Genomic DNA, 3,998 nt, shown 5'->3' with positions numbered 1-3,998 from the left:
CTCTTGTTTGAGTTTGAATACTAGTTTCCAGAACACCATCAATTTCTACCAGAGGCATTCCCCAAGCTGTAGATCCTTTAGTTGCCAAAATTGTGATCCTGTGACCCCGATTAATCAATTCCGTAGCAATGTTACGTACAGTCAACTCAACTCCACCACCTAACCCTGAACCCAACGGACCAACTGGGGTGGAAATTAATAGCAATTTCAGGGAATTTAATTGGCTCATTAATTTAACATTAACCCTGGTAATTTTTGATAATTACAACTATAAGTATAAACTTAAAATTAATTAATCAAACGTTGACTTCAAAACGTTGATTTTAAATAAATTAAAGCACAGTCAGTAAAGGTTACTCAATTTTTATTAAATTTTAACGATTATAGCAAGGTAAGTAAAGGTTATTAACTTTTATTATCTGTTCTGAATTTCCCTAACTAGTCGCTATTATATTCGTAATGGTTTGACTGATTTTCTGATGAATTAAGATAATTTTGTGCTGGTGGCAAACTATCCAAATTAGCGGGAGGGCGCATTTTATTAAACTGATCGATTGCCCATTTTGCAGTTTCTCGCACTTCGGAATCAGGGTCATCCGTAGCGTGACGCAACATCTGCAAGACTTGATTTAGTAATTCATAAATTTGCGTTGCATCCCGAATCGCATTTTTCCGCACTTGGGGGTTGTCATCCTGCAAAGAAATTGCTAGGGCTTTGTTAATCGGTTTGAGGGTTTTGGTGCTAATTTGGGATAAGGCTTCCAAAATCAAGCCACGCTGCTTAGAATCAGAATCTAGCATTAAGTTGACTAGGGGCTTTACTGCCCTAGAATCACCCTTTTGGGCTAATTCCCAGATAGCTTGTTGTCGTTTTTGTGGGTCTGGGTCTTCTAATTCTCTGATTAATTCCTCGACGATACTAAATTTAGTCAGGCGAGTGGTCTTTTTGACATGTAAGGAATCACCTAATGACTGAGGTTGGGGATTGCTAGGATTGGCGACATCATAACTAGCGCTATGGTTATAATCCCTTTGAGGATGGTGGTTTTGGGAGTCAGTTGACACTTGGACTTTGAGGTTATTGACTCTAGAATCTTGTTTACCTTGATTTTCTGTGGAGGGCGCTAATTGTGAGTCTACGGGTCGTTTTGGTTTAGTCAACCACTTGAATAGGAAAAAACCACCACCAGCCAAGATGACAGCTGGGATAATCAGCCAAGATGACAGGCTCTTTTCCTCGGTGGAAGGTTCCGTAGTAGTCGGTTCGTCTGGGACTGATTGACCTGAGTTTGGAGCTGGACTCGTGCTGCTGGTTGTCGTCTTAGCAGCGTAGGCTTGCTCTAATTCCTTCCTAGTAACCGAATCAACAATACCCAGTTTTCTCAATCTAATAGATTCTTGGAATAAAGCAACTGCTTTCTCTGTATCCTCACCATAAACACCATCTTCAAGCCCATCGTAGAAGCCAAGATGCTTGAGCTTGGCTTGCACAAGAGCCACCTCTTTGCCCCGACTCCCTTTGAGCAGAATTGGCTGGTCAGTTTCTGTGGCAGAAGTGGGAGATTGAGCGATTAGCAATGGCTCAGGGACGTTCTTAGGTGAAAATGCGTTCGCGTAGGGGTTCCTAAGGAACATCGCTTTTTCTAATTTCACCGCTAGGCTGGGTGCTGGGAACCAGCCTAGGCAGTTCAAACATGTAGCAACAAGTATGATAGACCAATAGCGAGTCATAAACTTAAACAGGACTCGAATGTGAACGCCAATTCTAGCTTACGCACTTAACACACAACGCTAAATCCCACGTGCTTTAGTCGTTCGACCAACAGAATTTCAGCTCGATTAATGTCAATTATATCCAATCAGATCAACCGCTAGGTTTTTGCTAGGATAGTACTACCTTCAATCAGGCTCACTGGTTGTTTCCACTCGCAGTTTATGGCTCTAGCTAGCCGCTGTTGTTTGCAAGCCTTGCTTTGATCCGAGTTGCTATTTGTTCGCGCTGATTGACTAGATAAATGCTGAGCAATGTCAGGCAAACACCAGTCCACTGTAGGGAACTGAGTACCTCAGACAACACTAAATTCCCAAATAGCAGGGCAAATACTGGTGTCAGAAAGGTTAAGCTACACAGACTAGTGAGATTGCCCTTGGAGGCAAAGTAGAAGAATATACCGTATGCGATCGCACTCCCTAGAACGGTGGAGTAAGCTAATGCGATCCAGCCAACTCCATCAATATTCACCCATTGCTGGGATTCTATGACACTAGAGAGGGCAAATAACGGTAATCCTCCTAGGATCATGTGCCAACCAACCGCAGCAACTGGGTCAGCGTAGCGGCTGATAATGGGAACCATTACTGTTCCTACTGCCATGGAAAGGGATGCTAAGAGCATCAGCCACTCTCCATGATCAAACAGCTGTTCCCAGCTTAATTCTATAGCTTGAGCGTTGCCAGTAAAAAGGCTGAAAATCCATTGATCGGGCAAGCCAATCAAGCTGATTCCTACTATACCAAATCCTAGTCCTAACCAACCCCACAGTCCAATCAGTTCACCAAAGAGCAATGCTGATAGTAGGGCAACCACTAGGGGTTGACTATCAATCATCACCGAACCCAAACCCGCACCAGTGCTAACCAATCCCTGGGCTAGGAAACCCTGAAACATTGCCCCATCCACTAAGGCAAATACGCTAATCCACAGCCAGGCTAACCAACCTTTCGGCTGGGGGCGACCCATCACAGTTGCTGCTCCTAATACTAAAACTCCTGCTGGTACTAACCGCACCCCAGCCATAAACAGAGGGGTTGTGTTAGGGATCACCCCTTTCATGGCTACCATAGCTGTACCCCATAGGAAAAAGGGGGAAATCAGCAGTAGTGAACCTAGTAGTGACCTTGGTGACAGTATTGTGTTGGCTTTTATTTGCATAATCCTGATTTATAGTGAAGAACGAAAATAACCGACACTCAAGCACCTGTCATAAATTTGATTTAGATATTGACTTTAAATATAGACTTGGCTCAGGAGCTGGGGGGCTCAGGAGCACAGTAGTAAGTTTTGGAATTTTTCAAGCTTACTCAACAACATACAATTTAAATGGGCGACAGCTTAAACGAGCTTTTTATATTTGGTTAAACACTTATTTACTTATTTACTTATTTATAGTATCTGAGTAGCTAACCGTTTTGGAAAATGATGCAAACTATATATACAAGCTCCAGTAATCAGTTAAATCTAGACTAGATACTCACAATCACCTATGCCTTGGCCGTTTAAACGCAAATCTCTCAAACAAATTGCTCGAATTGAAATCACGGGGGCGATCGCTGGTGGTACCCGTAAACGGGTCCTCGAAGCCCTGAAAACTGTTGAACAGAAGAAATTTCCGGTCTTACTATTAAGGATTGACAGTCCTGGTGGTACAGTTGGGGATTCTCAGGAAATCTATAGCGCCTTGGTGAAGTTGCGAGAAAAGGTGAAGATTGTAGCTAGCTTTGGCAATATCTCCGCATCCGGGGGTGTGTACATTGGCATGGGAGCGGAACATATAGTAGCGAACCCTGGTACAATCACTGGAAGTATTGGTGTGATTCTACGGGGAAATAATATAGAGCGCTTGTTGGATAAAATCGGTGTTTCCTTTAAGGTTATTAAGTCAGGTCCGTACAAAGACATCTTGGCGTTTGACCGGGAACTGACTGAGCCGGAAAAAACTATTCTTCAAGAGTTGATCGATACCAGTTATCAGCAGTTTGTAGAAACTGTTGCCCAGAGTCGCAAGCTAGATGTAGATGTGGTAAAAAGTTTTGCTGATGGTAGGATTTTTACTGGTGAGCAAGCACATAACTTGGGGGTGGTTGATCGCCTGGGAACTGAAGAAGATGCCCGTTGCTGGGCAGCGGAATTGGTGGGTCTTGACCCAGAGAAAACCAAATCTTTCACCATCGAAGAACCCAAACCATTATTGAGTCGTTTGTTACCGGGTAACCTTATG

General features: G+C 43.3%; 3 protein-coding genes and 1 pseudogene. 1 reads left to right on the top strand and 3 read right to left on the bottom strand.

Features of this window, described 5'->3' with window-relative positions; translation table 11 throughout:
- From F6K52_RS33345 to F6K52_RS33335, 3 genes and pseudogenes are all read right to left on the bottom strand, one after another.
- Positions 1-229 (bottom strand): annotated as a pseudogene (locus F6K52_RS33345) (UDP-glucose--tetrahydrobiopterin glucosyltransferase); the annotation flags it as partial.
- 209 nt (positions 230-438) lie between these two features.
- A complete protein-coding gene (locus F6K52_RS33340; protein ID WP_293088958.1) occupies positions 439-1,635 on the bottom strand; it encodes a HEAT repeat domain-containing protein in 1,197 nt (398 codons plus the stop codon).
- Between the two features lie 310 nt (positions 1,636-1,945).
- Positions 1,946-2,932: a DMT family transporter gene (locus F6K52_RS33335; RefSeq protein ID WP_293088956.1), complete on the bottom strand. Its 987-nt coding sequence runs from the start codon at positions 2,930-2,932 to the stop codon at positions 1,946-1,948.
- Between the two features lie 331 nt (positions 2,933-3,263).
- On the opposite strand from F6K52_RS33335, the gene sppA reads away from it, so the two are divergent.
- A partial coding sequence (gene sppA, locus F6K52_RS33330; protein ID WP_293088954.1) for a signal peptide peptidase SppA occupies positions 3,264-3,998 on the top strand: 735 nt, incomplete at its 3' end.

The organism is Moorena sp. SIO3H5, assembly GCF_010692395.1.
In the GTDB taxonomy this organism is placed as follows: domain Bacteria; phylum Cyanobacteriota; class Cyanobacteriia; order Cyanobacteriales; family Coleofasciculaceae; genus Moorena.
Note: the sequence above shows the minus strand (reverse complement) of the source record. Positions and strands in the feature narration are given on the sequence as shown.